Here is a 1,278-nt window from a genome sequence, read left to right as displayed (position 1 = left end):
GCGGCCTTTGATATTTGTATCGTCAGAGTGGGTTCTCGGTGATTGCTTTGCAATCGCCTGTCACCCACGCGGTGTTTCCCCGCTTGCGCGGGGAAGACCCCGTTATTCTACGATTTTAGATACGACGCCGGCGCCGACTGTGCGGCCGCCTTCGCGGATCGCGAAGCGTAGGCCGTCTTCCATCGCGATGGGCGCGATCAGCTCAACGTTGAACTTCAGGTTGTCGCCAGGCATGACCATTTCTGTGCCTTCGGGCAGAACAACAGTACCGGTCACGTCAGTGGTCCGGAAGTAGAACTGTGGACGGTAGTTCGCGAAGAATGGGGTGTGACGACCGCCTTCTTCTTTGGTCAGAATATAGGCTTCTGCTTCGAACTTTGTGTGTGGGTTCACAGAACCTGGCTTCACCAGAACCTGGCCACGCTCAACGCCGTCACGGTCGATACCGCGCAACAGAACACCAACGTTGTCGCCAGCCTCACCGCGATCAAGCAGCTTGCGGAACATTTCAACACCGGTACAGGTGGTTTTCTGTGTTTCACGGATACCAACGATGGACAGCTCATCACCAACGTTCACAACGCCACGCTCAACACGGCCAGTCACAACAGTCCCGCGACCAGAGATCGAGAACACGTCCTCGATTGGCAGCAAGAACGGCATGTCAACCGCACGTGCAGGTGTTGGGATGTACTCGTCAACAGCAGCCATCAGCGCTTTGATTGAGTTCGCGCCGATTTCTTCGTCACGCTCTTCCATCGCAGCCAAAGCTGAACCAGGGATCACAGGAATGTCGTCGCCAGGGTATTCGTAAGAAGACAGCAGCTCACGGATTTCCATTTCAACCAACTCAAGCAGCTCTTCGTCGTCTACTTGGTCAACTTTGTTCATGTAAACAACCATGTAAGGGATGCCAACCTGGCGACCCAGCAGGATGTGCTCACGTGTTTGTGGCATCGGGCCGTCAGCCGCGTTCACAACCAAGATCGCGCCGTCCATTTGGGCAGCACCGGTGATCATGTTCTTGACGTAGTCAGCGTGGCCGGGGCAATCAACGTGCGCGTAGTGACGTGTTTCAGTCTCATACTCAACGTGCGCAGTTGAAATGGTGATCCCGCGGGCTTTCTCTTCTGGCGCGCCGTCAATCTGGTCGTAGTCTTGGAAATCACCAAAATACTTCGTGATCGCAGCCGTCAGGGTCGTCTTGCCGTGGTCAACGTGGCCAATTGTACCAATGTTAACGTGCGGTTTTGTACGTTCAAACTTTTCCTTAGCCAT

General features: G+C 54.7%; 1 protein-coding gene. It reads right to left on the bottom strand.

Annotated features, from left to right (window positions below; translation table 11 throughout):
- Window positions 1–102: 102 nt before the first annotated feature.
- A partial coding sequence (gene tuf, locus Yoon_RS17870; RefSeq protein WP_238114171.1) for an elongation factor Tu occupies window positions 103–1,278 on the bottom strand: 1,176 nt, incomplete at its 5' end.

The organism is Yoonia sp. I 8.24 (assembly GCF_022096995.1).
Lineage (GTDB): Bacteria > Pseudomonadota > Alphaproteobacteria > Rhodobacterales > Rhodobacteraceae > Yoonia.
Note: the sequence above shows the minus strand (reverse complement) of the source record. Positions and strands in the feature narration are given on the sequence as shown.